This is a genomic window from Caballeronia telluris (assembly GCF_001544495.1).
Lineage (GTDB): Bacteria > Pseudomonadota > Gammaproteobacteria > Burkholderiales > Burkholderiaceae > Caballeronia > Caballeronia telluris.
Genome location: NZ_FCNZ02000019.1, coordinates 47,320 through 74,109, shown reverse-complemented (window position 1 = coordinate 74,109; position 26,790 = coordinate 47,320). Strand labels below are relative to the sequence as shown.

The window sequence follows — 26,790 nt, the reverse complement described above, 5'->3', positions numbered from 1 at the left end:
CCCGCCAACTTAAATTTCACCCACGCGCCTTAAGGTGCGTGCGGACCCAAAAAAGCAGATGGCAGGACGGCTTCATCAATCCTCGTCATCGCACGCACGGCACCGAATCGCGCAAGGCACACACAACCAACGCCGGCACGGCGCGCCACATCGCGCCAGGAACCGGCGTCCGACCGCTTTACGTCGATGCGCGCGGATAACCGGCAGCGGGATGTCTGCCGGCTATCACCGGGGCCGCCATCGAAACAGCGCGATATCCAGCCGGGCGAGGTCGCGGGCGACTGCCGTCGTATGACCGCGCACACGAAGGAGCTTCACATGAAAGCAAGACTGATGATCGCCGCAGCGGCCGCGCTGACGTTTGCCACGATGAACGCGAGCTACGCGCAGGAAGCACAGGACGACGCCATCGCCGCCGCTTTGCGCGAAGCCGCAGAAGCCGCGATGCCAGCCAGCGACGCCACGTCCTACGGGGCGACTCGACAGGGCGACGTCGTCTCGGCCGCGCGCCGGCAGCAGACGTGCGGCGTCGTCCCGCAATGCGACGTGCCCTTCGGACAATGAGCGTCGGTCACGCTTCGGGATTGAGCGTGACTTCCCAGAGCGACTTGCCGTCGAGATCGTGCAGCGACACGGTCATCGCGCGGCTCGCCGGATCGATTTTCGCGCGGCCGTAGTATTGCTGGCGCGCAGCCGGCGACTGGTTCTGCGGATTGTCCTTCGGCACGCTCACGTAGCGAAGCTCGGGGCCGAACGTGGTGTCGAGGTCATTCGGTCCGAACGTGCCCGCATTGATCGGCCCGCCGACGAATTCCCAGAACGGCTTGAACTCGGTGAACTTCGCCCGCGACGGATCGTAGTGCGTCGCCTGCGCGTAGTGGACGTCGGCCGTCACCCACACGACGTTCTCGATGTTCTCGCGCTTGATGAAGCGCAGGATTTCCGCGAGTTCCAGTTCGCGTCCCGACGGCGCGCCGTCGTCGGCATTCGCCCACGCTTCGTACGTGCCTTTCGGCACATCGGGATTCGCGTCGGGCACGACGAGCGAAATCGGCATGTCGCTCGCGATCACCTTCCAGGTCGCCCGCGAATTTTTCAGCGATGCCTTCAGCCACGCGGTCTGCTGCGGCCCGAGAAACGCAGACTCGTCATCGAGCCGCGTCTGCCGGTTCGGCGAATTCGGCCCGCGATACGAGCGCTCGTCGAGCATGAAGACGTCGAGCAGCGGCCCGAACTGGAAGCCGCGATACACCTGCTCGGGATCGAGCTGGTTGATGCGAAACGGGTTGTATTCGAACATCGCCTGCTTCGCGCGCGCCGCGAGCAGCGACGCCGCGCGCGTCGTGTAACGCTTCTCCGCCGCGCCGATTTGCTGGCCCGGATACCAGTTGTTGCGCACTTCGTGATCGTCCCATTGCACGAGGAACGGCACTTCCGCCATCAAGCGGCGCTTGTTCGCATCGAGCTGGTTGTAGGCGAACGCGCCGCGATAGTCGTCGAGCGTCTGTGCGACGTGCGACTTCGCTTCCGTCACGAGATTGGTCCACAGCGTGCCGTCGGGCAGCTTCACTTCGGACTGGATCGGGCCGTCGGCGTAAATCTGGTCGCCGGAATGGATGAAGAAATCGGGCGACTCGCGGCGCATCGCTTCGTACACCCGATAGCCGCCGAAGCGTTCGTTGATGCCCCAGCCCTGCCCCGCTTCGTCGCCGGAAAAGACGAACGTGACCGGCTTGGCCGGGCTCACGGCGGCGGTGCGCAGGCGGCCCGTCACCGGCTCGCTCAGCGCTTTTTCGTTGGCGAGGTCCTGAAAGCGCACGCGATAGTACAGATCGGCGCCCGGCGGAAGTCCGGTCAGATCGATCCGCGCGGTGAAGTCGCTGCTTTCGAGCGCGGCCGGGCCGATGCGCCGCTCGAAGGTCTGGAAGCGCTCGCTCGTCGAATACTCGACGATCATCCGCGACGGACGGTCCGCGCGGCTCCAGACGATGCCGCTCGTCGCGGTGACGTCGCCGCTCATGACGCCGCCCGGCAATTGCGGACGCAGCTTGTCGGCCGTCACGACCGCCGGCGCGACGCCCTGCGCAAGCACCTCGCCGATACGCGATCCGGCAAGCGCGAGGCCCGCGCCGCCAGCAAGGGTTTTGAGAAGAATACGGCGCGACGGCCTTTCGACACACTCTGACATGAGACGATTCCTCGGAAGATGGGGGATGTCACGAGGTTGTCGATGGTAGAGGCAAACAATGTCGGTTTTATTTCACGCCGCGCGGCGGGATGGGTCGGGGGGATTCGCGTCGCCGGCCACGTCGAGCGTCACCGGAAACACCACTTCGAACACGCTGCCGCTGCCCTTGAACGACTGGAAACGCAAGTCGCCCTTGAGCGCGCGCGACAGTTCCTTGACGATCGCGAGCCCGAGGCCGGTGCCGGGGATGTCGTCGGAGGCGGCGCGCTCGAACTCTTCGAAGACGCGCTCCTGATCGTCCGCGCCGATGCCGACGCCCGTGTCCGCTACCCGCAGCCGCCATCGTCCTTCGGCGACGGCGCTCATCGTCAGCGAGACTTCGCCCGACGACGTGTACTTGATCGCGTTCGACAGCAGGTTGTACGCGACCTGCTTGAGCTTCAGCCGGTTCGACGTGACCACGGAAAGGCCCGGGTCGATATGTCCGCTGAGCTTGAGACCCTTCGACTCGGTGGCGCTCCGGCTCGCCTGCATCAGTTCGTCGAAGAGGCCGGTGAGGTCTACCGGCTCGACGGTCAGGACCGCGTCGTCGTTGAGCACCTTCGAATACTCGACCATTTCGTCGACGAGCAGCGTCATGTCGGCGACCTGGCGGTTCGCGAGCGCGAGCGCCGCGTCCCTCTTCGCGGGCGCGCGGCCGGCCAGCTGCAGTGCGGTGGAGAACACGTTCAGGAAGTTGCGCAGGTCGTGGGCGACGCGCCGCGTCACCTGCATGCGCGATTCGTACAGATCGCCGATGAGCCGCTGGCGCAGCGTCAGTTCGTGATTCGCGCGTTCGAGCATGCCGGTGTATTCGTCGATCTTGCGATCGCGCTCGCCGACCGCCTCGCGGATCGACGCCAGCGTGACGAAGCTCACCACCTCGTCGGTCATCAGCCGCGCGCGTTCTTCGGCGTCGCGGGCGAACGCCGGATGCGCGTTCGCGTATTCGCCGATGGCCGCGAGCAGCACCTGGCGAAAGAGATCGAGCTCGCGCACCAGTTCGTCGATGCGGTAGCCCTGCTGCCAGCGCCACTGGCCGTGCTGCCGCGCATTGCGCTCGATCGCGCCTTCCTGTTCGCGCAGGTTGCGCCGTTCGAGCACGATGCAGATTTCCTCGAAGATGCTGGGCAGATGGTCCGCAAGCTGGCGATAGGTGAGCTGGTCCGAGTGTTCGACTTCCGCGTCGCCGAAGACGAGCTTCATCCACCGTTCGGTGAGCGCCGTCTGTTGTGCGCGCAGCGTGGCGACAAGTCCTTCCAGTTCATCGGCAGATGTGTCGCTCATGGCCGCTTCCGCTCGCTGTGGCGCCGCTGGCGCCTGTGGACGTTCGTCGATGTTCGCGCAGCGAATGCTGCCGCCGATCGCAATGGCCGAAGGCAGAAACTTCGGTCGCAGCACGTGTCGAAAGTATAGGCGCGTGCAGCGCACGGCCGGCCTAAAGTCGACTAATCCGGCTTAAACAGCTCCTTAATTGCCCGCAAGCTGTCTCGGCGCGCGGCTTTGCTCGCGAAGCAACTGCACGAACTGCTTCGCGGGCGGCGAGAGCACGCCGCCCTTGCGCGTCACGATCCCGAACGTCTGCGACTTCGACCTCAACCTGACTGGCAGGATGCGCAGCATCCCGTGGCGGGCGAACAGTGCCGCGACATCCGTCGGCAGGATCGAGACGAGATCCGCGCCCTCTTGCAGCAGCGCGACGGTGGCAAACGTGGACGCCGTGGAGATGCGGCTCGCGGGCGGGGCCACGCCCGCGAGGTCCATCTCGCGCGCGAGCAGCGCGTTCATCGGCATGGAACCCGGATACGTGACCCAGCGATGCCCCGCCAGATCCGCCAGCGTCACGACGTCTTCCGACAGCGGCGGATGATGCGGCGCCACGACCACCGAAAGCGGCTCGTCGTCGAGCGCCTGATAGTGATACTTCGACGGCTCCGCAGCCACGCTCGCGCGCCCGATCACGAGATCGAGGTGACCGTCGTCGAGCAGCGTGAGCATGCGCACGCTCGTGTCCTCGACGATCTCGATCGACAGTTCGGGATGGCTCGCATTGAGCGCGTTGACGATCGGCGCGACCACCTTAGGCACCGCGCCCATGATCGCGCCGACCGCGAGCCGCCCGCCCGTGCCCGAGCGGATCTGCGCGACTTCCTGGCAAAGCGACGCGAGGTCGGTCGCGAGCACGCGCGCGTGGCGGATCACGCAGCGGCCGAACTGGTTCGGGATCAGCCCGGTCTTCGCGCGCTCGAAGAGCGGCGCCTCCAGCATCGATTCCAGTTCCGCGAGCGCCTTGCTGGCCGCGGACTGCGTCATCGCCATCGCGCCCGCGGCCTTGTGCAGCGATTTGTGGTCGTCGAGCGCGATCAGCAACTGGAGCTGCTTCATCCGCAGGCGCGACATCAGCACGTCGGGCGTGTTTTTCATGAGGCGGGGTGAGTCGCAAAAGCGATCATGCGATGGAAAGGTTTCACTATACAGCCGCGCTTTTGCAGCCGTATAGTCGGCGCAGTACAACCCACAAGGAGACAGTCTCATGGCACAGCAGCCCTATCGCGGCGTGTTCCCGGTCGCGCCGACCATCTTCGACGACGCCGGCCGCCTCGACCTCGAAGGCCAGAAGCGCGCGATCGATTTCATGATCGACGCCGGATCGGACGGTCTGTGCATTCTCGCCAATTTCTCGGAGCAGTTCGCCCTCACCGACGACGAACGCAGCGCCGTCCAGAAGACCGTGCTGGAACACGTCGCGGGCCGCGTGCCGGTGATCGTCACGACGACGCACTTCAGCACCCACATCTGCGCCGCGCGCAGCCGCGTCGCGCAGGACGCGGGCGCCGCGATGGTGATGATCATGCCGCCGTACCACGGCGCGACGATCCGCGTCGGCGAGCGCGGCATCCGCGAGTTCTACGGCCAGGTGTCGGATGCGATCGACATCCCGATCATGATCCAGGACGCGCCCGTCGCCGGCACGCCGCTCTCGGCGCCGTTTCTCGCGAAGCTGGCGAAGGAAGTCGAGCATGTGTCGTATTTCAAGATCGAGACGGCGCAGGCGGCCTCGAAGCTGCGCGAGCTGATCGAACTGGGCGGCGACGCGATCGTCGGTCCGTGGGACGGCGAGGAAGCGATCACGCTGATCCCCGATTTCGATGCGGGCGCAACCGGTGCGATGACGGGCGGCGGGTATCCGGACGGCATCCGCCAGATCGTCGATGCGTACTTCGCCGGCGACGCCGAAAAAGCCGCCGACCTCTATCAGCAATGGCTGCCGCTCATCAACTACGAAAACCGCCAGTGCGGGCTCGCCGCGTGCAAGACGCTGATGAAGGAAGGCGGCGTCATCGGCTCCGACGCCGTGCGCCATCCGTTCGCGCCGATGCATCCCGCCGTGCGCGATGGCCTCTTGAAGGTCGCGCGCCGGCTCGATCCGCTGGTGCTGCGCTGGGGCAAATAAGCGGCGCCGGGCGGCGAAGGCGCCGCTCAGGCAAGCAGCGCGGGAGGCCGGCGAGGCGTGGCGCGTCTTCGACGTTCCTTGCGAACCCGGCAGCCCGTCACGCCACCTGAACGCCGAACACGCGATTGCGGCCCGTCTGCTTCGCGCGATACAGCGCCTCGTCGGCGGCGCGCAGGACGGCGGCGAGCGTCCGTCCGGGCTGGGCCGGCGCGTGTTCCCGCGCGTGCTCCGCGTGCCCGTCGGCCTGCCATGTCGCCACGCCGATGCTCACCGTGACCTTGTGCAATTCGCTTCCCGCATGCGCGATGCCGAGCGCCGCCACCGCGTGGCGCATCGTCTCCGCCTGCTGCAGCGCGCCTTCGCGGCCCGTGTGCGGCAGCACCACGACGAACTCTTCGCCGCCATAGCGCGCGGCCACATCGCCCGCACGCGAAAGGCGCCCCGCGATGCACTTCGCCACCACCGCGAGCACGTCGTCGCCGGCCTGATGGCCGTAGGTATCGTTGTAGTTCTTGAAGCGGTCGATATCGACAAAGAGGATGGAAAGCGGCTGGCCGCTGCGGTTCGCGCGGCGCCATTCGCGCTCCAGCAGTTCGTCGAGCGTGCGGCGGTTGGAAAGGCCCGTCAGGCTGTCGAGACGCGCGAGCATCATCAGCGCCGATTCGGCCCGCGCGCGCTGGCGCAGCGAATACGCGAACATCAGGTTCAGCACCGCGAACGCGAGCCCGAACGCGCCCATCACGATGCCGATGTGCCACGCGCGCGTGCGCCAGTTCGCGTAGATGTCGGTCTCGGCCGTCGCGATCTCCACGATCAGCGGCAGGCCCGGCAGATGCCGGTATGAATAGATGCGCTTCACGCCGTCGATCGACGCCACGTCCGGAAACTGCCCTTCCGCTGCCTGCGACATCTTCGTGAACGGCCCCGTGCCGCGCAGGTCGCGGCCGATCACCTGTTCGCTGTACGGCGAGCGCATCAGGAGCGTGCCGTCCTCGCGGATCAGCGCCATCGTGCCGTGCGGTCCGAGCGCGAGCCCGGCCATCAGGTGATGGAAATATTCCAGCTGCACGGCGATCACGACGATCCCGCTGAACGAGCCGTCCGGATTGTCGATGCGCCGCGAGAGCGCGATGCTCGGATCGAGCTGGCGCATGCGCGAGCGATACGGATGGCTGACATAGAGCCCGGCGTTGCGCGTCGCGACATGAGCCTGGAAGTAGTCGCGATCGGCGAAGTTGGCGGGCTCGGGCTCGCTCACGCGCGAATCCATGACGATGTCGCCGCGCGCATCGAGCACGAACACGGCGCCCAGATACTCGGCGTCCGCGGCACGGTCGAACAGATAGCCGCGCCGGATGTCCGGCGGCAAGGAAGCGAGCCGCGGATCGTGCACGCCGTCGACCACCGCCTGCAGCGACAGGTCATACAACTGGATGTTGCGGGCGATGTCGCGCTCGATGACGAGCATCGTGTTGCGCGCGGCGTCCTGCGCGCGGTCGAACGCGTCCTGGCGGGCGTCCCACAGGATCGCCCCGCAAATGGAAAACATCGCGATCAACAGCAGCGCGCCGCCTGCCAGCACCCAGCGAGGCGACACGAACAGGTGCGTTACGCGCTCGAACGGCTTGGGCATGGTGAATCGTCTGGGTTGGCGCTGACTTGCAATGTGGCCTTGTCTTTTTTTAGCTGGAAATTGGCGGTTCAAAGCCGCCCGTGGACGCTCAATATGTCAGAAACTGCGCACCGGAAGCAAGCGACCCGCTTTTCGATGCATCGGCAGCAATCGTTTCACGCGCCGCGCACGGCCGGACGCCGGTTTCGAATGCGGTGTCAAGTATCTGATTTGATGGTGTTCCTTAACCCGCGCCAGCCGGCTTGTAGGGGCGAACGGCGATTGACGCGCTTGATGAGTTGACACATATTTGACCTGTCGCTTCCCTATATCTGAGCATTCCCCGCATAGGGAGAACGAAGGATTGCTGCTCGCGAGACCTCGCCGCGTTGCGCGCGAAGTCCGCATGAATGGCGGCATGGAAACACGCACATGTCCTTCGAGGGATTCAGCATGACTACCCGTCTGACCTTTCCTGCATCGATGTTCTCCGTGGTTTGCCAGCGCTGCGGCAGCACGCTGCGCAAGAGCGCGGACAGTTGCCCGAACTGCGGCGCCGACCGCGCTGCCGCATTCGGCGAAGGGCGCGCCAAGGCACGCGGCGCGGAACAGGCGAAAGAGCGCGGCGGGCTGTTCAAGCCGGCAGGCGCGGCCGCAGCGGGAGCGGCCGCAGGACCGGCGCTCGCAGCGGCGGCGCCCGTCGCCGGCGCCGTGCCGCCATCGGTCGCGCGCACTCCCGAACCCGTTGCGCCCGCGTCTTCAAACGCGGCCTCCGGCGCGGCGTCGCCATCGCTGTCGAATTCCGCGCCGGGCTCACTTGAAGCCGATCCGGACGTTCTCCCCGACTCCGAAGGATGGAACCGCCGCAAGACGATGATCGCCAGCGTGTGCGCGCTGGCGCTGCTCGCGGGCGGCACCGCCTACCTGCTGCACGACGGCAGCGCCGTCGACGAGGATGCGCCGCCGAGCACCCAGCACAGCGCTTCCGGCGCGATCGACGCGAAGCCGGGCGGCCGCACGCAAACCGGCGCTCTGCCCGCGACGACGGCTACACCGGCGGTATCGGCGGCGATCGAGAGACGGCCTTCAGCCGACGACCGGCCGATGTCCATCGGCGATACCGTGCTGGCCGCGCGCCGCGCGATGGAGCAGCACGATCTGAGCGCCGCGCGCAACCGGCTGAAGAGCATTGCAACGGCGCAACAATCGAGGCCCGACGTGCAGCGCCTGAAAGACGATCTGGCGCAACGCGAACTGGAACGCGACGCCGCGCTGCAACTCGCGCGGGCATGCGAGAAGACATCGGCGTGGGCGTGCGTCCAGCAGAACGCGGGCGAGGCGCTCGCGCTCGACGGCAGCAATACCGAATCGCAGGCGATGCTCGAACGCGTCATCACGCACGCGGGCTGGCTCGCGGGAACGCCGCCGCTCGCCAAGAAGAAAGCGGCGCCGGACAACGCGGGCGCCGTGCCGCCCGCCGCGATTGTTCCGCCGGCCACGGCCGTCGCCGTGCAGCCCGCGACGCCGCCTGCCCATGTCGCCGCAGCGAAGCCGGCGGCCGCGACGACCCCGACGCCAGCGCAGACACCGCCGACCGCGACACCGCAGAAACAGGCGGTCGCCGCTGCGCGCGCACCCGCAGCGCCGCCAGCCGAGACGCACGCGACCACCACGCCGTCGCCCGCGCGCGAAAGCCGGCGTTCGTCCAGCTATGCGCGCAGCGCGCCGTCGTCGGCGATGGCCGATGTCACCGTGATTCCGGCGCCCGCCATCTCGCCGCCGCTCCTGCCGACCACGCCCGCCACGTCGACGACGACGGCCACGCGAAACACGCCGACCACGGCCGCGCACAACACGGCAATCGCCGCGACGACGACGCCGCCCACGACCGCGGAGCACGCCACGCCGGCCACGCCCGCGACGACGCGCAGTACCGTCCCCCCGACGACCGCGACCGCGACGACCACAGCCCCGAGCGCCGCGCCCTCATACGCCGCGCCTGCGCCCGCGCCTGCCGCGCGAGTCGCGACGGCGATTCCCTCGACCGCCGCCGTCGTGACGACGACCGCGCCGGCCAACACGATGACAACGACAGCGCCCGCCCCCGCGCCGATGCCCGCGACCGCCACCCGCACGGCCGCCGTCACGGGCAACACACCGGGCAGCACGGGCGCGACGGAGACCCGGCCCGCCCCGCGCGCGCCCCTTCCCGATGGCGAGAACGCCGACGAACTCGAACGTGCGATCAAGCAGTTCGGCTGGAGCGGCGGCGACTCGATGCCCAAGCCATCGCGCTGAGTCCAGCACACGGTCCCGATCGGTCCACGATCGCCGGACGCGCGGCCCGCCAGCGGCGCCGGTCCGGCAAGACGCGACTTCCCGCGCGGCGCGGCCGCCAGCGCGCGAGGTCGCCTGAGATTCGCAGCACCCGTCCAACTCCGATACAAAGGGTAAAACATGCACTCGTCGAAATTCATGCGCTGGGGATTCGCCTTCCTTGTCCTGTGCGGGCTTTACGGTGTCGAGACCCGCGCGCTCGCCGCCGACGTCCCGTACAAGATCGTGACCGGCCCCGAGCGCGGCACCTATATCCAGATCGGGCAGGATCTCTCGAAGATCGTCGCCGATCCTGTCGGCATCGACCTCGAAGTGCTCGCGTCGAAGGGGTCGGCGGAGAACGTCCAGCGCATGCGCTACGAGCCCAACGTGAAGTTCGCGCTGGTGCAGTCGGACGTGTATCAGGCGTATGTGGACATGGCGACCTCGGGCAACGCCGATGCCGGCAAGATCATCCAGCCGCTCAGGCTCATCATGCCGCTCTATGACGAGGAGATCTATTTCGTGGTGCGCGCGGACTCGCCGCTCAAGTACATCCACGAAATCAAGGACAAGAACATCAGCGTGGGGCTGATCGGCAGCGGCACGGCGCAGTCGTCGGCGACGCTCTATCGCCTGATGTTCGGCGAGCCGATTCCCGACCAGAACGCGCAGCACTACAGCAACGAAGATGCGCTCGCGAAGCTGATCGTGCGCAAGATCGACGTGGCGATCATCGTCGCGGGGCAGCCTGCGAAGCTCTTTCAGGACATGAATCCCGAATTGCTGCAACAGATCAAGCTGCTGCGCCTCGACCCGAGCGCGCCCGAAACCGCGCGCGCCAAGCAGACCTATTTCCCCGCGACGATCCGCACGTCGAGCTATCCGAACTGGATCCAGGAAGAAACGCCGACGCTCACGGTCAAGGCCTTCCTCGTCACCTACGATTACGGTCTGAAGGGCACGGTCGGCACGATGACGAAGTTCGCGGATTCGCTGTGCACGAACTTCGACAATCTCCAGGCGAACGGCCATCCGAAGTGGAAGCAGGTTCACCTCGAACTGCCGCCGCTCAGCCGCGGCTGGAAATACTATCCGCCGATCGAGAAGCACTTGCGCGCGTGCATCGCACGAAGGACGGCCGCCGCCGATGCGCCGCCCAAGCCCGAGCGCACCACGACACGCCGCGAGCCGGCGGCGCAGGCGGCGAGAAAGCCTGCCTGCACGGCGCAGGAAAAGGTGCTGATGCTCTGCGAGTGAGGCCGCTTGCGGCGCGAGCCCAACCTCAGCGTCTGAGGCCCGGCATCAGCGTCGCGAGACGGCGAAAACCGCCTTCGATCGCCTCGACGCTCGCGCCGCCGTAGCCGATCAGCACGCCCTGCTCGCGTCGTTCGCCCGCGTAGAAGGGGCCGATGCCGTACACGCCGATCGACGCATCGAGCGCGGCCTTCATCACGTCGTCTTCGTCCCACCCGGGCGCGAGCTGCGCGACGAGATGGATGCCGGCCGTCGCGGGCATCGGCTCGAACGCGTCGCCGAGTTCGTCAGTGAGGAGACCGATCAGCGCCGCGCGCCGCTTCGCGTACGCCTTGTGCATGCGCCGCAGATGTTTCGCGAATTCGCCGTTCAGCATGAAGGTGCCGAGCGCCGTCTGCGTGAGCATGCAGCTGTGCCAGTCGCCGGCGCGCTTGGCTGTCCAGAGCGGCTCGCGCAGCGACTCGGGCGGCACCACGTAGCCCATCCGCAAGTCCGGAAAGAGCGTCTTCGAAAACGTGCCGACATACGCGACGAGCCCCGCGCGGTCCAGGCTCTTCAGCGACTCCACGGGACGCCCCTCGAAGCGGAATTCGCCGTCGTAGTCGTCCTCGACGATCACCGCGCCGTGGCGCTTCGCCCACTCCAGCAACTCGACGCGGCGCGCCAGACTCATCGGCATGCCGAGCGGGAACTGGTGCGAAGGCGTCACGTAGACGAGCCGCGCGTGCTTCGGCAGCCGATCGACGATCAAGCCCTCGCGATCCACCGGCACATGCGCGAGTTTCGCGCCGAGCGCGGCGAAGAGCGCGCGCGCGGGCGGATAGCCCGGCTCCTCGACCGCGACGACATCGCCCGGCTGGATCACGACGCGCCCGACGAGATCGAGCGCCTGCTGCGCGCCCTGCGTCACGACGACGTCCTGCCAGTTGCACACCACCGCGCGGCTGAACGCCAGATAGCGCGAGACGCCGAGCCGCAGCTCCTGCTCGCCGCCCGGATCGCGATAGGCCGCCACGCCGCCGCCCGCGCGCTGCTGCGTCCTGAGCGCCTGATTGACGCAGCGGCGCCAGACGTCCCACGGAAAAAGGCGCTTGTCGGTCACGCCGCCCTTGAAATCGAAGTCGAGGCGGGCGTCGGCGGGCAGCATCGGGATTGCCATGCCGGCCGGCATGGCAATCCCGATGCTGCCCGCCGACGCCCGCCTCGACTTCGATTTCAAGGGCGGCGTGACCGACAAGCGCCTTTTTCCGTGGGACGTCTGGCGCCGCTGCGTCAATCAGGCGCTCAGGACGCAGCAGCGCGCGGGCGGCGGCGTGGCGGCCTATCGCGATCCGGGCGGCGAGCAGGAGCTGCGGCTCGGCGTCTCGCGCTATCTGGCGTTCAGCCGCGCGGTGGTGTGCAACTGGCAGGACGTCGTCGTGACGCAGGGCGCGCAGCAGGCGCTCGATCTCGTCGGGCGCGTCGTGATCCAGCCGGGCGATGTCGTCGCGGTCGAGGAGCCGGGCTATCCGCCCGCGCGCGCGCTCTTCGCCGCGCTCGGCGCGAAACTCGCGCATGTGCCGGTGGATCGCGAGGGCTTGATCGTCGATCGGCTGCCGAAGCACGCGCGGCTCGTCTACGTGACGCCTTCGCACCAGTTCCCGCTCGGCATGCCGATGAGTCTGGCGCGCCGCGTCGAGTTGCTGGAGTGGGCGAAGCGCCACGGCGCGGTGATCGTCGAGGACGACTACGACGGCGAATTCCGCTTCGAGGGGCGTCCCGTGGAGTCGCTGAAGAGCCTGGACCGCGCGGGGCTCGTCGCGTATGTCGGCACGTTTTCGAAGACGCTCTTTCCGGACTTGCGGATGGGCTACGTGGTGCCGCCCGAGTCGCTGCGCGAGCCGCTCTGGACAGCCAAGCGCGCCGGCGACTGGCACAGCTGCATGCTCACGCAGACGGCGCTCGGCACCTTCATGCTGAACGGCGAATTCGCGAAACATCTGCGGCGCATGCACAAGGCGTACGCGAAGCGGCGCGCGGCGCTGATCGGTCTCCTCACTGACGAACTCGGCGACGCGTTCGAGCCGATGCCCGCGACGGCCGGCATCCATCTCGTCGCGCAGCTCGCGCCCGGGTGGGACGAAGACGACGTGATGAAGGCCGCGCTCGATGCGTCGATCGGCGTGTACGGCATCGGCCCCTTCTACGCGGGCGAACGACGCGAGCAGGGCGTGCTGATCGGCTACGGCGGCGCGAGCGTCGAGGCGATCGAAGGCGGTTTTCGCCGTCTCGCGACGCTGATGCCGGGCCTCAGACGCTGAGGTTGGGCTCGCGCCGCAAGCGGCCTCACTCGCAGAGCATCAGCACCTTTTCCTGCGCCGTGCAGGCAGGCTTTCTCGCCGCCTGCGCCGCCGGCTCGCGGCGTGTCGTGGTGCGCTCGGGCTTGGGCGGCGCATCGGCGGCGGCCGTCCTTCGTGCGATGCACGCGCGCAAGTGCTTCTCGATCGGCGGATAGTATTTCCAGCCGCGGCTGAGCGGCGGCAGTTCGAGGTGAACCTGCTTCCACTTCGGATGGCCGTTCGCCTGGAGATTGTCGAAGTTCGTGCACAGCGAATCCGCGAACTTCGTCATCGTGCCGACCGTGCCCTTCAGACCGTAATCGTAGGTGACGAGGAAGGCCTTGACCGTGAGCGTCGGCGTTTCTTCCTGGATCCAGTTCGGATAGCTCGACGTGCGGATCGTCGCGGGGAAATAGGTCTGCTTGGCGCGCGCGGTTTCGGGCGCGCTCGGGTCGAGGCGCAGCAGCTTGATCTGTTGCAGCAATTCGGGATTCATGTCCTGAAAGAGCTTCGCAGGCTGCCCCGCGACGATGATCGCCACGTCGATCTTGCGCACGATCAGCTTCGCGAGCGCATCTTCGTTGCTGTAGTGCTGCGCGTTCTGGTCGGGAATCGGCTCGCCGAACATCAGGCGATAGAGCGTCGCCGACGACTGCGCCGTGCCGCTGCCGATCAGCCCCACGCTGATGTTCTTGTCCTTGATTTCGTGGATGTACTTGAGCGGCGAGTCCGCGCGCACCACGAAATAGATCTCCTCGTCATAGAGCGGCATGATGAGCCTGAGCGGCTGGATGATCTTGCCGGCATCGGCGTTGCCCGAGGTCGCCATGTCCACATACGCCTGATACACGTCCGACTGCACCAGCGCGAACTTCACGTTGGGCTCGTAGCGCATGCGCTGGACGTTCTCCGCCGACCCCTTCGACGCGAGCACTTCGAGGTCGATGCCGACAGGATCGGCGACGATCTTCGAGAGATCCTGCCCGATCTGGATATAGGTGCCGCGCTCGGGGCCGGTCACGATCTTGTACGGGACGTCGGCGGCGAGCGCGCGGGTCTCGACACCGTAAAGCCCGCACAGGACAAGGAAGGCGAATCCCCAGCGCATGAATTTCGACGAGTGCATGTTTTACCCTTTGTATCGGAGTTGGACGGGTGCTGCGAATCTCAGGCGACCTCGCGCGCTGGCGGCCGCGCCGCGCGGGAAGTCGCGTCTTGCCGGACCGGCGCCGCTGGCGGGCCGCGCGTCCGGCGATCGTGGACCGATCGGGACCGTGTGCTGGACTCAGCGCGATGGCTTGGGCATCGAGTCGCCGCCGCTCCAGCCGAACTGCTTGATCGCACGTTCGAGTTCGTCGGCGTTCTCGCCATCGGGAAGGGGCGCGCGCGGGGCGGGCCGGGTCTCCGTCGCGCCCGTGCTGCCCGGTGTGTTGCCCGTGACGGCGGCCGTGCGGGTGGCGGTCGCGGGCATCGGCGCGGGGGCGGGCGCTGTCGTTGTCATCGTGTTGGCCGGCGCGGTCGTCGTCACGACGGCGGCGGTCGAGGGAATCGCCGTCGCGACTCGCGCGGCAGGCGCGGGCGCAGGCGCGGCGTATGAGGGCGCGGCGCTCGGGGCTGTGGTCGTCGCGGTCGCGGTCGTCGGGGGGACGGTACTGCGCGTCGTCGCGGGCGTGGCCGGCGTGGCGTGCTCCGCGGTCGTGGGCGGCGTCGTCGTCGCGGCGATTGCCGTGTTGTGCGCGGCCGTGGTCGGCGTGTTTCGCGTGGCCGTCGTCGTCGACGTGGCGGGCGTGGTCGGCAGGAGCGGCGGCGAGATGGCGGGCGCCGGAATCACGGTGACATCGGCCATCGCCGACGACGGCGCGCTGCGCGCATAGCTGGACGAACGCCGGCTTTCGCGCGCGGGCGACGGCGTGGTGGTCGCGTGCGTCTCGGCTGGCGGCGCTGCGGGTGCGCGCGCAGCGGCGACCGCCTGTTTCTGCGGTGTCGCGGTCGGCGGTGTCTGCGCTGGCGTCGGGGTCGTCGCGGCCGCCGGCTTCGCTGCGGCGACATGGGCAGGCGGCGTCGCGGGCTGCACGGCGACGGCCGTGGCCGGCGGAACAATCGCGGCGGGCGGCACGGCGCCCGCGTTGTCCGGCGCCGCTTTCTTCTTGGCGAGCGGCGGCGTTCCCGCGAGCCAGCCCGCGTGCGTGATGACGCGTTCGAGCATCGCCTGCGATTCGGTATTGCTGCCGTCGAGCGCGAGCGCCTCGCCCGCGTTCTGCTGGACGCACGCCCACGCCGATGTCTTCTCGCATGCCCGCGCGAGTTGCAGCGCGGCGTCGCGTTCCAGTTCGCGTTGCGCCAGATCGTCTTTCAGGCGCTGCACGTCGGGCCTCGATTGTTGCGCCGTTGCAATGCTCTTCAGCCGGTTGCGCGCGGCGCTCAGATCGTGCTGCTCCATCGCGCGGCGCGCGGCCAGCACGGTATCGCCGATGGACATCGGCCGGTCGTCGGCTGAAGGCCGTCTCTCGATCGCCGCCGATACCGCCGGTGTAGCCGTCGTCGCGGGCAGAGCGCCGGTTTGCGTGCGGCCGCCCGGCTTCGCGTCGATCGCGCCGGAAGCGCTGTGCTGGGTGCTCGGCGGCGCATCCTCGTCGACGGCGCTGCCGTCGTGCAGCAGGTAGGCGGTGCCGCCCGCGAGCAGCGCCAGCGCGCACACGCTGGCGATCATCGTCTTGCGGCGGTTCCATCCTTCGGAGTCGGGGAGAACGTCCGGATCGGCTTCAAGTGAGCCCGGCGCGGAATTCGACAGCGATGGCGACGCCGCGCCGGAGGCCGCGTTTGAAGACGCGGGCGCAACGGGTTCGGGAGTGCGCGCGACCGATGGCGGCACGGCGCCGGCGACGGGCGCCGCCGCTGCGAGCGCCGGTCCTGCGGCCGCTCCCGCTGCGGCCGCGCCTGCCGGCTTGAACAGCCCGCCGCGCTCTTTCGCCTGTTCCGCGCCGCGTGCCTTGGCGCGCCCTTCGCCGAATGCGGCAGCGCGGTCGGCGCCGCAGTTCGGGCAACTGTCCGCGCTCTTGCGCAGCGTGCTGCCGCAGCGCTGGCAAACCACGGAGAACATCGATGCAGGAAAGGTCAGACGGGTAGTCATGCTGAATCCCTCGAAGGACATGTGCGTGTTTCCATGCCGCCATTCATGCGGACTTCGCGCGCAACGCGGCGAGGTCTCGCGAGCAGCAATCCTTCGTTCTCCCTATGCGGGGAATGCTCAGATATAGGGAAGCGACAGGTCAAATATGTGTCAACTCATCAAGCGCGTCAATCGCCGTTCGCCCCTACAAGCCGGCTGGCGCGGGTTAAGGAACACCATCAAATCAGATACTTGACACCGCATTCGAAACCGGCGTCCGGCCGTGCGCGGCGCGTGAAACGATTGCTGCCGATGCATCGAAAAGCGGGTCGCTTGCTTCCGGTGCGCAGTTTCTGACATATTGAGCGTCCACGGGCGGCTTTGAACCGCCAATTTCCAGCTAAAAAAAGACAAGGCCACATTGCAAGTCAGCGCCAACCCAGACGATTCACCATGCCCAAGCCGTTCGAGCGCGTAACGCACCTGTTCGTGTCGCCTCGCTGGGTGCTGGCAGGCGGCGCGCTGCTGTTGATCGCGATGTTTTCCATTTGCGGGGCGATCCTGTGGGACGCCCGCCAGGACGCGTTCGACCGCGCGCAGGACGCCGCGCGCAACACGATGCTCGTCATCGAGCGCGACATCGCCCGCAACATCCAGTTGTATGACCTGTCGCTGCAGGCGGTGGTCGACGGCGTGCACGATCCGCGGCTCGCTTCCTTGCCGCCGGACATCCGGCGCGGCTATCTGTTCGACCGTGCCGCGGACGCCGAGTATCTGGGCGCCGTGTTCGTGCTCGATGCGCGCGGCGACATCGTCATGGATTCGCGCGTGAGCGAGCCCGAGCCCGCCAACTTCGCCGATCGCGACTACTTCCAGGCTCATGTCGCGACGCGCAACGCCGGGCTCTATGTCAGCCATCCGTATCGCTCGCGCATGCGCCAGCTCGATCCGAGCATCGCGCTCTCGCGGCGCATCGACAATCCGGACGGCTCGTTCAGCGGGATCGTCGTGATCGCCGTGCAGCTGGAATATTTCCATCACCTGATGGCCGGGCTCGCGCTCGGACCGCACGGCACGATGGCGCTGATCCGCGAGGACGGCACGCTCCTGATGCGCTCGCCGTACAGCGAACAGGTGATCGGCCGCGACCTGCGCGGCACGGGGCCGTTCACGAAGATGTCGCAGGCAGCGGAAGGGCAGTTTCCGGACGTGGCGTCGATCGACGGCGTGAAGCGCATCTATTCATACCGGCATCTGCCGGGCCTGCCGCTGATCGTGGAGATCGCGACGGCCGAGACCGACATCTACGCGAACTGGCGCACGCGCGCGTGGCACATCGGCATCGTGATGGGCGCGTTCGGGCTCGCGTTCGCGGTGCTGAACCTGATGTTCGCGTATTCGCTGCGCCAGCGCGCGCGGGCCGAATCGGCGCTGATGATGCTCGCGCGTCTCGACAGCCTGACGGGCCTTTCCAACCGCCGCACGCTCGACGAACTGCTGGAGCGCGAATGGCGCCGCGCGAACCGCAGCGGCCAGCCGCTTTCCATCCTCTTTGTCGATATCGACCGCTTCAAGAACTACAACGATACCTACGGCCATCAGGCCGGCGACGACGTGCTCGCGGTGGTGGCGAAGTGCATCGCGGGGCGCCTTTCGCGTGCGGGCGATGTGGCCGCGCGCTATGGCGGCGAAGAGTTCGTCGTGGTGCTGCCGCACACGGGCCGCGAAGGCGCGCTGCAGCAGGCGGAGACGATGCGCCACGCGGTGGCGGCGCTCGGCATCGCGCATGCGGGAAGCGAATTGCACAAGGTCACGGTGAGCATCGGCGTGGCGACATGGCAGGCCGACGGGCACGCGGAGCACGCGCGGGAACACGCGCCGGCCCAGCCCGGACGGACGCTCGCCGCCGTCCTGCGCGCCGCCGACGAGGCGCTGTATCGCGCGAAGCAGACGGGCCGCAATCGCGTGTTCGGCGTTCAGGTGGCGTGACGGGCTGCCGGGTTCGCAAGGAACGTCGAAGACGCGCCACGCCTCGCCGGCCTCCCGCGCTGCTTGCCTGAGCGGCGCCTTCGCCGCCCGGCGCCGCTTATTTGCCCCAGCGCAGCACCAGCGGATCGAGCCGGCGCGCGACCTTCAAGAGGCCATCGCGCACGGCGGGATGCATCGGCGCGAACGGATGGCGCACGGCGTCGGAGCCGATGACGCCGCCTTCCTTCATCAGCGTCTTGCACGCGGCGAGCCCGCACTGGCGGTTTTCGTAGTTGATGAGCGGCAGCCATTGCTGATAGAGGTCGGCGGCTTTTTCGGCGTCGCCGGCGAAGTACGCATCGACGATCTGGCGGATGCCGTCCGGATACCCGCCGCCCGTCATCGCACCGGTTGCGCCCGCATCGAAATCGGGGATCAGCGTGATCGCTTCCTCGCCGTCCCACGGACCGACGATCGCGTCGCCGCCCAGTTCGATCAGCTCGCGCAGCTTCGAGGCCGCCTGCGCCGTCTCGATCTTGAAATACGACACATGCTCGACTTCCTTCGCCAGCTTCGCGAGAAACGGCGCCGAGAGCGGCGTGCCGGCGACGGGCGCGTCCTGGATCATGATCGGGATGTCGATCGCATCCGACACCTGGCCGTAGAACTCGCGGATGCCGCGCTCGCCGACGCGGATCGTCGCGCCGTGGTACGGCGGCATGATCATCACCATCGCGGCGCCCGCGTCCTGCGCGACGCGGCTGCGCGCGGCGCAGATGTGGGTGCTGAAGTGCGTCGTCGTGACGATCACCGGCACGCGGCCCGCGACGTGTTCCAGCACGGTCTTCTGGACGGCGCTGCGTTCGTCGTCGGTGAGGGCGAACTGCTCCGAGAAATTGGCGAGAATGCACAGACCGTCCGATCCGGCGTCGATCATGAAATCGATCGCGCGCTTCTGGCCTTCGAGGTCGAGGCGGCCGGCGTCGTCGAAGATGGTCGGCGCGACCGGGAACACGCCGCGATAGGGCTGCTGTGCCATGAGACTGTCTCCTTGTGGGTTGTACTGCGCCGACTATACGGCTGCAAAAGCGCGGCTGTATAGTGAAACCTTTCCATCGCATGATCGCTTTTGCGACTCACCCCGCCTCATGAAAAACACGCCCGACGTGCTGATGTCGCGCCTGCGGATGAAGCAGCTCCAGTTGCTGATCGCGCTCGACGACCACAAATCGCTGCACAAGGCCGCGGGCGCGATGGCGATGACGCAGTCCGCGGCCAGCAAGGCGCTCGCGGAACTGGAATCGATGCTGGAGGCGCCGCTCTTCGAGCGCGCGAAGACCGGGCTGATCCCGAACCAGTTCGGCCGCTGCGTGATCCGCCACGCGCGCGTGCTCGCGACCGACCTCGCGTCGCTTTGCCAGGAAGTCGCGCAGATCCGCTCGGGCACGGGCGGGCGGCTCGCGGTCGGCGCGATCATGGGCGCGGTGCCTAAGGTGGTCGCGCCGATCGTCAACGCGCTCAATGCGAGCCATCCCGAACTGTCGATCGAGATCGTCGAGGACACGAGCGTGCGCATGCTCACGCTGCTCGACGACGGTCACCTCGATCTCGTGATCGGGCGCGCGAGCGTGGCTGCGGAGCCGTCGAAGTATCACTATCAGGCGCTCGACGACGAGCCGCTTTCGGTGGTCGTGGCGCCGCATCATCCGCCGCTGTCGGAAGACGTCGTGACGCTGGCGGATCTGGCGGGGCATCGCTGGGTCACGTATCCGGGTTCCATGCCGATGAACGCGCTGCTCGCGCGCGAGATGGACCTCGCGGGCGTGGCCCCGCCCGCGAGCCGCATCTCCACGGCGTCCACGTTTGCCACCGTCGCGCTGCTGCAAGAGGGCGCGGATCTCGTCTCGATCCTGCCGACGGATGTCGCGGCACTGTTCGCCCGCCACGGGATGCTGCGCATCCTGCCAGTCAGGTTGAGGTCGAAGTCGCAGACGTTCGGGATCGTGACGCGCAAGGGCGGCGTGCTCTCGCCGCCCGCGAAGCAGTTCGTGCAGTTGCTTCGCGAGCAAAGCCGCGCGCCGAGACAGCTTGCGGGCAATTAAGGAGCTGTTTAAGCCGGATTAGTCGACTTTAGGCCGGCCGTGCGCTGCACGCGCCTATACTTTCGACACGTGCTGCGACCGAAGTTTCTGCCTTCGGCCATTGCGATCGGCGGCAGCATTCGCTGCGCGAACATCGACGAACGTCCACAGGCGCCAGCGGCGCCACAGCGAGCGGAAGCGGCCATGAGCGACACATCTGCCGATGAACTGGAAGGACTTGTCGCCACGCTGCGCGCACAACAGACGGCGCTCACCGAACGGTGGATGAAGCTCGTCTTCGGCGACGCGGAAGTCGAACACTCGGACCAGCTCACCTATCGCCAGCTTGCGGACCATCTGCCCAGCATCTTCGAGGAAATCTGCATCGTGCTCGAACGGCGCAACCTGCGCGAACAGGAAGGCGCGATCGAGCGCAATGCGCGGCAGCACGGCCAGTGGCGCTGGCAGCAGGGCTACCGCATCGACGAACTGGTGCGCGAGCTCGATCTCTTTCGCCAGGTGCTGCTCGCGGCCATCGGCGAATACGCGAACGCGCATCCGGCGTTCGCCCGCGACGCCGAAGAACGCGCGCGGCTGATGACCGACGAGGTGGTGAGCTTCGTCACGCTGGCGTCGATCCGCGAGGCGGTCGGCGAGCGCGATCGCAAGATCGACGAATACACCGGCATGCTCGAACGCGCGAATCACGAACTGACGCTGCGCCAGCGGCTCATCGGCGATCTGTACGAATCGCGCATGCAGGTGACGCGGCGCGTCGCCCACGACCTGCGCAACTTCCTGAACGTGTTCTCCACCGCACTGCAGCTGGCCGGCCGCGCGCCCGCGAAGAGGGACGCGGCGCTCGCGCTCGCGAACCGCCAGGTCGCCGACATGACGCTGCTCGTCGACGAAATGGTCGAGTATTCGAAGGTGCTCAACGACGACGCGGTCCTGACCGTCGAGCCGGTAGACCTCACCGGCCTCTTCGACGAACTGATGCAGGCGAGCCGGAGCGCCACCGAGTCGAAGGGTCTCAAGCTCAGCGGACATATCGACCCGGGCCTTTCCGTGGTCACGTCGAACCGGCTGAAGCTCAAGCAGGTCGCGTACAACCTGCTGTCGAACGCGATCAAGTACACGTCGTCGGGCGAAGTCTCGCTGACGATGAGCGCCGTCGCCGAAGGACGATGGCGGCTGCGGGTAGCGGACACGGGCGTCGGCATCGGCGCGGACGATCAGGAGCGCGTCTTCGAAGAGTTCGAGCGCGCCGCCTCCGACGACATCCCCGGCACCGGCCTCGGGCTCGCGATCGTCAAGGAACTGTCGCGCGCGCTCAAGGGCGACTTGCGTTTCCAGTCGTTCAAGGGCAGCGGCAGCGTGTTCGAAGTGGTGTTTCCGGTGACGCTCGACGTGGCCGGCGACGCGAATCCCCCCGACCCATCCCGCCGCGCGGCGTGAAATAAAACCGACATTGTTTGCCTCTACCATCGACAACCTCGTGACATCCCCCATCTTCCGAGGAATCGTCTCATGTCAGAGTGTGTCGAAAGGCCGTCGCGCCGTATTCTTCTCAAAACCCTTGCTGGCGGCGCGGGCCTCGCGCTTGCCGGATCGCGTATCGGCGAGGTGCTTGCGCAGGGCGTCGCGCCGGCGGTCGTGACGGCCGACAAGCTGCGTCCGCAATTGCCGGGCGGCGTCATGAGCGGCGACGTCACCGCGACGAGCGGCATCGTCTGGAGCCGCGCGGACCGTCCGTCGCGGATGATCGTCGAGTATTCGACGAGCGAGCGCTTCCAGACCTTCGAGCGGCGCATCGGCCCGGCCGCGCTCGAAAGCAGCGACTTCACCGCGCGGATCGATCTGACCGGACTTCCGCCGGGCGCCGATCTGTACTATCGCGTGCGCTTTCAGGACCTCGCCAACGAAAAAGCGCTGAGCGAGCCGGTGACGGGCCGCCTGCGCACCGCCGCCGTGAGCCCGGCCAAGCCGGTCACGTTCGTCTTTTCCGGCGACGAAGCGGGGCAGGGCTGGGGCATCAACGAACGCTTCGGCGGCTATCGGGTGTACGAAGCGATGCGCCGCGAGTCGCCCGATTTCTTCATCCATTCCGGCGACCAGATTTACGCCGACGGCCCGATCCAGTCCGAAGTGAAGCTGCCCGACGGCACGCTGTGGACCAATCTCGTGACGGAAGCGAAGTCGCACGTCGCACAGACGCTCGACGACTATCGCGGCGCGTTCGCCTACAACCAGCTCGATGCGAACAAGCGCCGCTTGATGGCGGAAGTGCCGTTCCTCGTGCAATGGGACGATCACGAAGTGCGCAACAACTGGTATCCGGGCCAGCAAATCGGCGCGGCGGAGAAGCGTTACACGACGCGCGCGGCGTCGCTGCTCGCGGCGCGCGCGAAGCAGGCGATGTTCGAATACAACCCGTTTCGCATCAACCAGCTCGATCCCGAGCAGGTGTATCGCGGCTTCCAGTTCGGGCCGCTGCTCGACGTCTTCATGCTCGACGAGCGCTCGTATCGCGGGCCGAATTCGCCGAACCGGCAGACGCGGCTCGATGACGAGTCTGCGTTTCTCGGGCCGCAGCAGACCGCGTGGCTGAAGGCATCGCTGAAAAATTCGCGGGCGACCTGGAAGGTGATCGCGAGCGACATGCCGATTTCGCTCGTCGTGCCCGACGCGAATCCCGATGTGCCGAAAGGCACGTACGAAGCGTGGGCGAATGCCGACGACGGCGCGCCGTCGGGACGCGAACTGGAACTCGCGGAAATCCTGCGCTTCATCAAGCGCGAGAACATCGAGAACGTCGTGTGGGTGACGGCCGACGTCCACTACGCGCAGGCGACGCACTACGATCCGTCGCGGGCGAAGTTCACCGAGTTCAAGCCGTTCTGGGAATTCGTCGGCGGGCCGATCAATGCGGGCACGTTCGGACCGAATGACCTCGACACCACGTTCGGCCCCGAGCTTCGCTACGTGAGCGTGCCGAAGGACAATCCGCAGAACCAGTCGCCGGCTGCGCGCCAGCAATACTACGGCCGCGCGAAAATCGATCCGGCGAGCCGCGCGATGACCGTGTCGCTGCACGATCTCGACGGCAAGTCGCTCTGGGAAGTCACGCTCAATCCCGAAGCGTGACCGACGCTCATTGTCCGAAGGGCACGTCGCATTGCGGGACGACGCCGCACGTCTGCTGCCGGCGCGCGGCCGAGACGACGTCGCCCTGTCGAGTCGCCCCGTAGGACGTGGCGTCGCTGGCTGGCATCGCGGCTTCTGCGGCTTCGCGCAAAGCGGCGGCGATGGCGTCGTCCTGTGCTTCCTGCGCGTAGCTCGCGTTCATCGTGGCAAACGTCAGCGCGGCCGCTGCGGCGATCATCAGTCTTGCTTTCATGTGAAGCTCCTTCGTGTGCGCGGTCATACGACGGCAGTCGCCCGCGACCTCGCCCGGCTGGATATCGCGCTGTTTCGATGGCGGCCCCGGTGATAGCCGGCAGACATCCCGCTGCCGGTTATCCGCGCGCATCGACGTAAAGCGGTCGGACGCCGGTTCCTGGCGCGATGTGGCGCGCCGTGCCGGCGTTGGTTGTGTGTGCCTTGCGCGATTCGGTGCCGTGCGTGCGATGACGAGGATTGATGAAGCCGTCCTGCCATCTGCTTTTTTGGGTCCGCACGCACCTTAAGGCGCGTGGGTGAAATTTAAGTTGGCGGGCGGGATGCGCATAGTCCTCTTGAGGAGGGCGCGTGATGGGGGGAACGAGAAAAAGGCCGCGAACCAAAGGTTCGCGGCCTCTCAGGCGAAAGCAGTCACCCTTCAACCGACCACTTCCTCCACCCGGTCCTCTTCCTCGACCGACTGCCGGATCAGATGATCGAACGCGCCAAGCGACGCCTTCGCGCCTTCGCCCACCGCGATCACGATCTGCTTGAACGGCACGGTCGTGACGTCGCCGGCAGCGAACACGCCGGGCACGGACGTCGCGCCCTTCGCGTCGACGACGATCTCGCCGTGGCGCGACAGTTCCACCGTGCCCTTGAGCCATTCCGTATTCGGCACGAGTCCGATCTGCACGAACACGCCTTCGAGATCGACGCGCTTCGTGTCGCCCGAACGCAGATCCTTGTACACGAGCCCGTTCACTTTGTTCCCGTCGCCGGTGATTTCGGTGGTCTGCGCTTGCGTCACGATCGTCACGTTCGCGAGGCTCTTCAGCTTCTTCTGCAACACCGCGTCGGCACGCAGTTCCGCGCCGAACTCGATCAGCGTCACCGCGCTCACGATGCCGGCCAGATCGATCGCGGCCTCCACGCCCGAATTGCCGCCGCCGATCACCGCGACGCGCTTGCCCTTGAAGAGCGGCCCATCGCAGTGCGGACAATACGCGACGCCACGATTGCGATACTCGCGCTCACCCGGCACGTTGATCTCGCGCCAGCGCGCGCCGGTCGCGAGCACGACCGTCTTCGCCTTGAGCACCGCGCCGTTCGCGAGACGCACTTCGTTGATGCGGCCGGGGATCAGCGCTTCGGCGCGCTGCACGTCCATGATGTCGACGTCGTAGCTCGTCACGTGCTGTTCGAGCGCCGTCGCGAACTTCGGTCCTTCGGTTTCCTGCACGGAGACGAAGTTCTCGATCGCAAGCGTGTCGAGCACCTGTCCGCCGAAGCGTTCCGCGACGACGCCCGTCGCGATGCCCTTGCGCGCCGCGTAGATCGCCGCGGCTGCGCCCGCCGGCCCGCCGCCGACGATCAGCATGTCGAACACCGGCTTCGTTTCGAGTGCCTTCGCGGCGCGCGCGCCGGCGTTGCTGTCGAGCTTCGCGAGGATTTCCTTCACGCCGGTGCGGCCCTGGCCGAACACTTCGCCGTTCATGTAGACGGTCGGCACGGCCATGATCTGGCGCGCTTCGACTTCGCTCTGAAAGAGCGCGCCGTCGATCGTCACCTGACGGATACGCGGATTGATGATGCTCATCACGTTCAGCGCCTGCACGACTTCCGGGCAGTTCTGGCATGAGAGCGAGATGTAGGTTTCGAATGTGTAGTCGCCGTCGAGATTGCGGATCTGTTCGATCACGGCATCGTCGAGCTTGACCGGGTGGCCGCCGACTTGCAGCAGCGCCAGCACGAGCGACGTGAATTCGTGGCCCATCGGAATGCCGGCGAAGCGGATGCCCGCGTCCTTGCCCGGTTCGCCGATGGAAAACGACGGTTTGCGCTCGTCGTCGCTATGCGTTTCGATCACCGTGATACGGTCCGACAACGCGGCGATTTCTTCGAGCAGCGCCTGCAATTCGCGCGACTTGTCGCCGTCGTCGAGCGACGCGACGATTTCGATCGGCCGGCTGACCTTTTGCAGATAGGCTTTCAACTGAGTCTTGAGATTGGCGTCGAGCATGGCGTTCCTGACCTGGCGTGAGATGAGCGGACCGGCTCTCGTGAAACCGGTCCGCGTCGTGCGATGACTAGCTACAGCGTGGCGCTCAGATCTTGCCGATCAAATCGAGCGACGGGGTCAGCGTTTCCGCGCCCGGCGTCCACTTCGCGGGGCAGACTTCGCCCGGATGCGCCGCGACGTATTGCGCGGCCTGCACCTTGCGCAGCAGCTCGCCCGCATCGCGGCCGATGCCGTTGTCGTGGATTTCGCACAGCTTGATCTCGCCTTCCGGGTTGATCACGAAGGTGCCGCGCAGCGCCATGCCTTCTTCCTCGATCAGAACGTCGAAGTTGCGCGAGATCGTGAGCGTCGGGTCGCCGATCATCGGGTACTTGATCTTGCCGATCGTGTCCGACGTGTCGTGCCACGCCTTGTGGGTGAAGTGCGTGTCGGTCGACACGCCGTAAATCTCGACGCCAAGTTTCTGGAATTCAGCGTAGCGGTCGGCCAGATCGCCGAGTTCGGTCGGGCAGACGAACGTGAAGTCGGCCGGATAGAACACGACGACGGACCACTTGCCCTTGAAGTTCTCATCCGTGACGGGCACGAACTCGCCGTGGTGGTATGCGGTGGCCTTGAAGGGCTTGACTTGGCTGTTGATGATCGGCATTCGGTGGGTCCTTGTGGGGGTGGTGAAGAAGTGAATGAATTATGCTTTTAACTATCGACTTGAGGAAATCAATTAATTTTATTGTTGTCATACGAAATCGCTATGGCCCCGATTTGGCGTGGCGTTGGGGCGGATCATCGCAGCCAGAGATCTATCGCGCTCCCGGTCGCGGACGGGCGATGCCTCGTTCGATCGAAGCGATTCGAGCGCACCGCGTGGTTTCGTTTTCCCGAGGTTTAGGTCATTCCAACGGTAAGAGGGACGCTCTCATATCGGAGTCTTGGCGGGAACTTCGGTCCAAGCCACGAAATACCCTCGGCTCGTTAATCAATAATTTCAGTGTTTATTTCGAATTAGAAATCCCTTGCCTTGAAGACAAATTGTGACACTAATCA

General features: G+C 66.7%; 20 protein-coding genes. 9 read left to right on the top strand and 11 right to left on the bottom strand.

What is annotated here, in order from left to right:
* Nucleotides 1–318: 318 nt before the first annotated feature.
* Nucleotides 319–564, top strand: a complete 246-nt coding sequence (locus AWB66_RS22585; RefSeq protein WP_125469771.1) for a hypothetical protein — start codon at nucleotides 319–321, stop codon at nucleotides 562–564.
* Between the two features lie 7 nt (nucleotides 565–571).
* On the opposite strand, the gene AWB66_RS22590 is transcribed toward AWB66_RS22585, so the two are convergent.
* From AWB66_RS22590 to AWB66_RS22600, 3 genes are all read right to left on the bottom strand, one after another.
* Nucleotides 572–2,188, bottom strand: coding sequence for an alkaline phosphatase D family protein (locus AWB66_RS22590; RefSeq protein ID WP_087632398.1), 1,617 nt, complete (start codon nucleotides 2,186–2,188; stop codon nucleotides 572–574).
* Nucleotides 2,189–2,260: 72 nt separating this feature from the next.
* On the bottom strand, nucleotides 2,261–3,514 hold the full coding sequence (locus AWB66_RS22595; protein WP_087632408.1) for a sensor histidine kinase: 1,254 nt from the start codon (nucleotides 3,512–3,514) through the stop codon (nucleotides 2,261–2,263).
* 183 nt (nucleotides 3,515–3,697) lie between these two features.
* Nucleotides 3,698–4,651 (bottom strand): LysR family transcriptional regulator, encoded by a 954-nt coding sequence (locus AWB66_RS22600; RefSeq protein WP_087632399.1) that lies wholly within the window; start codon nucleotides 4,649–4,651, stop codon nucleotides 3,698–3,700.
* A gap of 109 nt (nucleotides 4,652–4,760) precedes the next feature.
* Between AWB66_RS22600 and AWB66_RS22605 the strand changes: the two genes are divergently transcribed.
* Complete coding sequence (locus AWB66_RS22605; RefSeq protein WP_087632400.1) at nucleotides 4,761–5,681, top strand: dihydrodipicolinate synthase family protein; 921 nt, start codon at nucleotides 4,761–4,763, stop codon at nucleotides 5,679–5,681.
* A 97-nt stretch (nucleotides 5,682–5,778) separates the two neighbouring features.
* Here AWB66_RS22605 and AWB66_RS22610 read toward each other — a convergent pair whose 3' ends face one another.
* Entirely contained in the window at nucleotides 5,779–7,314 is a 1,536-nt protein-coding gene (locus tag AWB66_RS22610; RefSeq protein WP_087632401.1) for a sensor domain-containing diguanylate cyclase, read from the bottom strand.
* Nucleotides 7,315–7,746: 432 nt separating this feature from the next.
* Between AWB66_RS22610 and AWB66_RS33750 the strand changes: the two genes are divergently transcribed.
* Both AWB66_RS33750 and AWB66_RS22620 read left to right on the top strand, forming a co-directional pair.
* A complete protein-coding gene (locus AWB66_RS33750) occupies nucleotides 7,747–9,591 on the top strand; it encodes a zinc ribbon domain-containing protein (RefSeq protein ID WP_159462930.1) in 1,845 nt (614 codons plus the stop codon).
* Nucleotides 9,592–9,750: 159 nt separating this feature from the next.
* Nucleotides 9,751–10,869, top strand: coding sequence for a TAXI family TRAP transporter solute-binding subunit (locus AWB66_RS22620; protein ID WP_235021199.1), 1,119 nt, complete (start codon nucleotides 9,751–9,753; stop codon nucleotides 10,867–10,869).
* A 25-nt stretch (nucleotides 10,870–10,894) separates the two neighbouring features.
* Here AWB66_RS22620 and pdxR (AWB66_RS22625) read toward each other — a convergent pair whose 3' ends face one another.
* Nucleotides 10,895–12,025, bottom strand: coding sequence for a MocR-like pyridoxine biosynthesis transcription factor PdxR (pdxR, locus tag AWB66_RS22625; protein ID WP_407642308.1), 1,131 nt, complete (start codon nucleotides 12,023–12,025; stop codon nucleotides 10,895–10,897).
* 10 nt (nucleotides 12,026–12,035) lie between these two features.
* Here pdxR (AWB66_RS22625) and pdxR (AWB66_RS22630) point away from each other — a divergent pair, with 10 nt between their 5' ends.
* On the top strand, nucleotides 12,036–13,166 hold the full coding sequence (gene pdxR, locus AWB66_RS22630; protein WP_407642308.1) for a MocR-like pyridoxine biosynthesis transcription factor PdxR: 1,131 nt from the start codon (nucleotides 12,036–12,038) through the stop codon (nucleotides 13,164–13,166).
* Between the two features lie 25 nt (nucleotides 13,167–13,191).
* Here the strand turns inward: pdxR (AWB66_RS22630) and AWB66_RS22635 are convergent, their stop codons facing one another.
* Both AWB66_RS22635 and AWB66_RS33755 read right to left on the bottom strand, forming a co-directional pair.
* Complete coding sequence (locus AWB66_RS22635) at nucleotides 13,192–14,310, bottom strand: TAXI family TRAP transporter solute-binding subunit (RefSeq protein ID WP_235021199.1); 1,119 nt, start codon at nucleotides 14,308–14,310, stop codon at nucleotides 13,192–13,194.
* A 159-nt stretch (nucleotides 14,311–14,469) separates the two neighbouring features.
* On the bottom strand, nucleotides 14,470–16,314 hold the full coding sequence (locus AWB66_RS33755) for a zinc ribbon domain-containing protein (RefSeq protein ID WP_159462930.1): 1,845 nt from the start codon (nucleotides 16,312–16,314) through the stop codon (nucleotides 14,470–14,472).
* Between the two features lie 432 nt (nucleotides 16,315–16,746).
* Between AWB66_RS33755 and AWB66_RS22645 the strand changes: the two genes are divergently transcribed.
* Nucleotides 16,747–18,282, top strand: coding sequence for a sensor domain-containing diguanylate cyclase (locus AWB66_RS22645; RefSeq protein WP_087632401.1), 1,536 nt, complete (start codon nucleotides 16,747–16,749; stop codon nucleotides 18,280–18,282).
* A gap of 97 nt (nucleotides 18,283–18,379) precedes the next feature.
* Here AWB66_RS22645 and AWB66_RS22650 read toward each other — a convergent pair whose 3' ends face one another.
* Complete coding sequence (locus tag AWB66_RS22650) at nucleotides 18,380–19,300, bottom strand: dihydrodipicolinate synthase family protein (protein ID WP_087632400.1); 921 nt, start codon at nucleotides 19,298–19,300, stop codon at nucleotides 18,380–18,382.
* 109 nt (nucleotides 19,301–19,409) lie between these two features.
* On the opposite strand from AWB66_RS22650, the gene AWB66_RS22655 reads away from it, so the two are divergent.
* The 3 genes from AWB66_RS22655 to AWB66_RS22665 all read left to right on the top strand — a co-directional run bounded on the left by AWB66_RS22655 (nucleotide 19,410) and on the right by AWB66_RS22665 (nucleotide 23,489).
* On the top strand, nucleotides 19,410–20,363 hold the full coding sequence (locus AWB66_RS22655) for a LysR family transcriptional regulator (RefSeq protein ID WP_087632399.1): 954 nt from the start codon (nucleotides 19,410–19,412) through the stop codon (nucleotides 20,361–20,363).
* A 183-nt stretch (nucleotides 20,364–20,546) separates the two neighbouring features.
* The gene (locus AWB66_RS22660) at nucleotides 20,547–21,800 is read left to right on the top strand and encodes a sensor histidine kinase (RefSeq protein ID WP_087632408.1); all 1,254 of its coding nucleotides are present in this window, start codon (nucleotides 20,547–20,549) and stop codon (nucleotides 21,798–21,800) included.
* 72 nt (nucleotides 21,801–21,872) lie between these two features.
* Nucleotides 21,873–23,489: an alkaline phosphatase D family protein gene (locus tag AWB66_RS22665; protein WP_087632398.1), complete on the top strand. Its 1,617-nt coding sequence runs from the start codon at nucleotides 21,873–21,875 to the stop codon at nucleotides 23,487–23,489.
* Between the two features lie 7 nt (nucleotides 23,490–23,496).
* On the opposite strand, the gene AWB66_RS22670 is transcribed toward AWB66_RS22665, so the two are convergent.
* The 3 genes from AWB66_RS22670 to ahpC all read right to left on the bottom strand — a co-directional run bounded on the left by AWB66_RS22670 (nucleotide 23,497) and on the right by ahpC (nucleotide 26,395).
* Nucleotides 23,497–23,742, bottom strand: coding sequence for a hypothetical protein (locus AWB66_RS22670; RefSeq protein WP_125469771.1), 246 nt, complete (start codon nucleotides 23,740–23,742; stop codon nucleotides 23,497–23,499).
* Nucleotides 23,743–24,162: 420 nt separating this feature from the next.
* Complete coding sequence (ahpF, locus tag AWB66_RS22675) at nucleotides 24,163–25,746, bottom strand: alkyl hydroperoxide reductase subunit F (protein ID WP_087632396.1); 1,584 nt, start codon at nucleotides 25,744–25,746, stop codon at nucleotides 24,163–24,165.
* An 85-nt stretch (nucleotides 25,747–25,831) separates the two neighbouring features.
* Complete coding sequence (ahpC, locus tag AWB66_RS22680) at nucleotides 25,832–26,395, bottom strand: alkyl hydroperoxide reductase subunit C (RefSeq protein WP_087632395.1); 564 nt, start codon at nucleotides 26,393–26,395, stop codon at nucleotides 25,832–25,834.
* Nucleotides 26,396–26,790: the final 395 nt, after the last annotated feature.

Excerpts from the sequence above, each read along its gene's own strand:
- pdxR (WP_407642308.1), bottom strand. The coding sequence starts at position 12,025 with ATGGCAATCCCGATGCTGCCCGCCGACGCCCGCCTCGACTTCGATTTC.
- ahpC (WP_087632395.1), bottom strand. The coding sequence starts at position 26,395 with ATGCCGATCATCAACAGCCAAGTCAAGCCCTTCAAGGCCACCGCATAC.
- AWB66_RS22585 (WP_125469771.1), top strand. The coding sequence starts at position 319 with ATGAAAGCAAGACTGATGATCGCCGCAGCGGCCGCGCTGACGTTTGCC.
- AWB66_RS22610 (WP_087632401.1), bottom strand. The coding sequence starts at position 7,314 with ATGCCCAAGCCGTTCGAGCGCGTAACGCACCTGTTCGTGTCGCCTCGC.
- AWB66_RS33755 (WP_159462930.1), bottom strand. The coding sequence starts at position 16,314 with ATGACTACCCGTCTGACCTTTCCTGCATCGATGTTCTCCGTGGTTTGC.
- AWB66_RS22595 (WP_087632408.1), bottom strand. The coding sequence starts at position 3,514 with ATGAGCGACACATCTGCCGATGAACTGGAAGGACTTGTCGCCACGCTG.
- pdxR (WP_407642308.1), top strand. The coding sequence starts at position 12,036 with ATGGCAATCCCGATGCTGCCCGCCGACGCCCGCCTCGACTTCGATTTC.
- ahpF (WP_087632396.1), bottom strand. The coding sequence starts at position 25,746 with ATGCTCGACGCCAATCTCAAGACTCAGTTGAAAGCCTATCTGCAAAAG.
- AWB66_RS22620 (WP_235021199.1), top strand. The coding sequence starts at position 9,751 with ATGCACTCGTCGAAATTCATGCGCTGGGGATTCGCCTTCCTTGTCCTG.
- AWB66_RS22645 (WP_087632401.1), top strand. The coding sequence starts at position 16,747 with ATGCCCAAGCCGTTCGAGCGCGTAACGCACCTGTTCGTGTCGCCTCGC.
- AWB66_RS22650 (WP_087632400.1), bottom strand. The coding sequence starts at position 19,300 with ATGGCACAGCAGCCCTATCGCGGCGTGTTCCCGGTCGCGCCGACCATC.
- AWB66_RS22605 (WP_087632400.1), top strand. The coding sequence starts at position 4,761 with ATGGCACAGCAGCCCTATCGCGGCGTGTTCCCGGTCGCGCCGACCATC.
- AWB66_RS22590 (WP_087632398.1), bottom strand. The coding sequence starts at position 2,188 with ATGTCAGAGTGTGTCGAAAGGCCGTCGCGCCGTATTCTTCTCAAAACC.
- AWB66_RS22660 (WP_087632408.1), top strand. The coding sequence starts at position 20,547 with ATGAGCGACACATCTGCCGATGAACTGGAAGGACTTGTCGCCACGCTG.
- AWB66_RS22635 (WP_235021199.1), bottom strand. The coding sequence starts at position 14,310 with ATGCACTCGTCGAAATTCATGCGCTGGGGATTCGCCTTCCTTGTCCTG.
- AWB66_RS22670 (WP_125469771.1), bottom strand. The coding sequence starts at position 23,742 with ATGAAAGCAAGACTGATGATCGCCGCAGCGGCCGCGCTGACGTTTGCC.
- AWB66_RS22600 (WP_087632399.1), bottom strand. The coding sequence starts at position 4,651 with ATGAAAAACACGCCCGACGTGCTGATGTCGCGCCTGCGGATGAAGCAG.
- AWB66_RS22665 (WP_087632398.1), top strand. The coding sequence starts at position 21,873 with ATGTCAGAGTGTGTCGAAAGGCCGTCGCGCCGTATTCTTCTCAAAACC.
- AWB66_RS33750 (WP_159462930.1), top strand. The coding sequence starts at position 7,747 with ATGACTACCCGTCTGACCTTTCCTGCATCGATGTTCTCCGTGGTTTGC.
- AWB66_RS22655 (WP_087632399.1), top strand. The coding sequence starts at position 19,410 with ATGAAAAACACGCCCGACGTGCTGATGTCGCGCCTGCGGATGAAGCAG.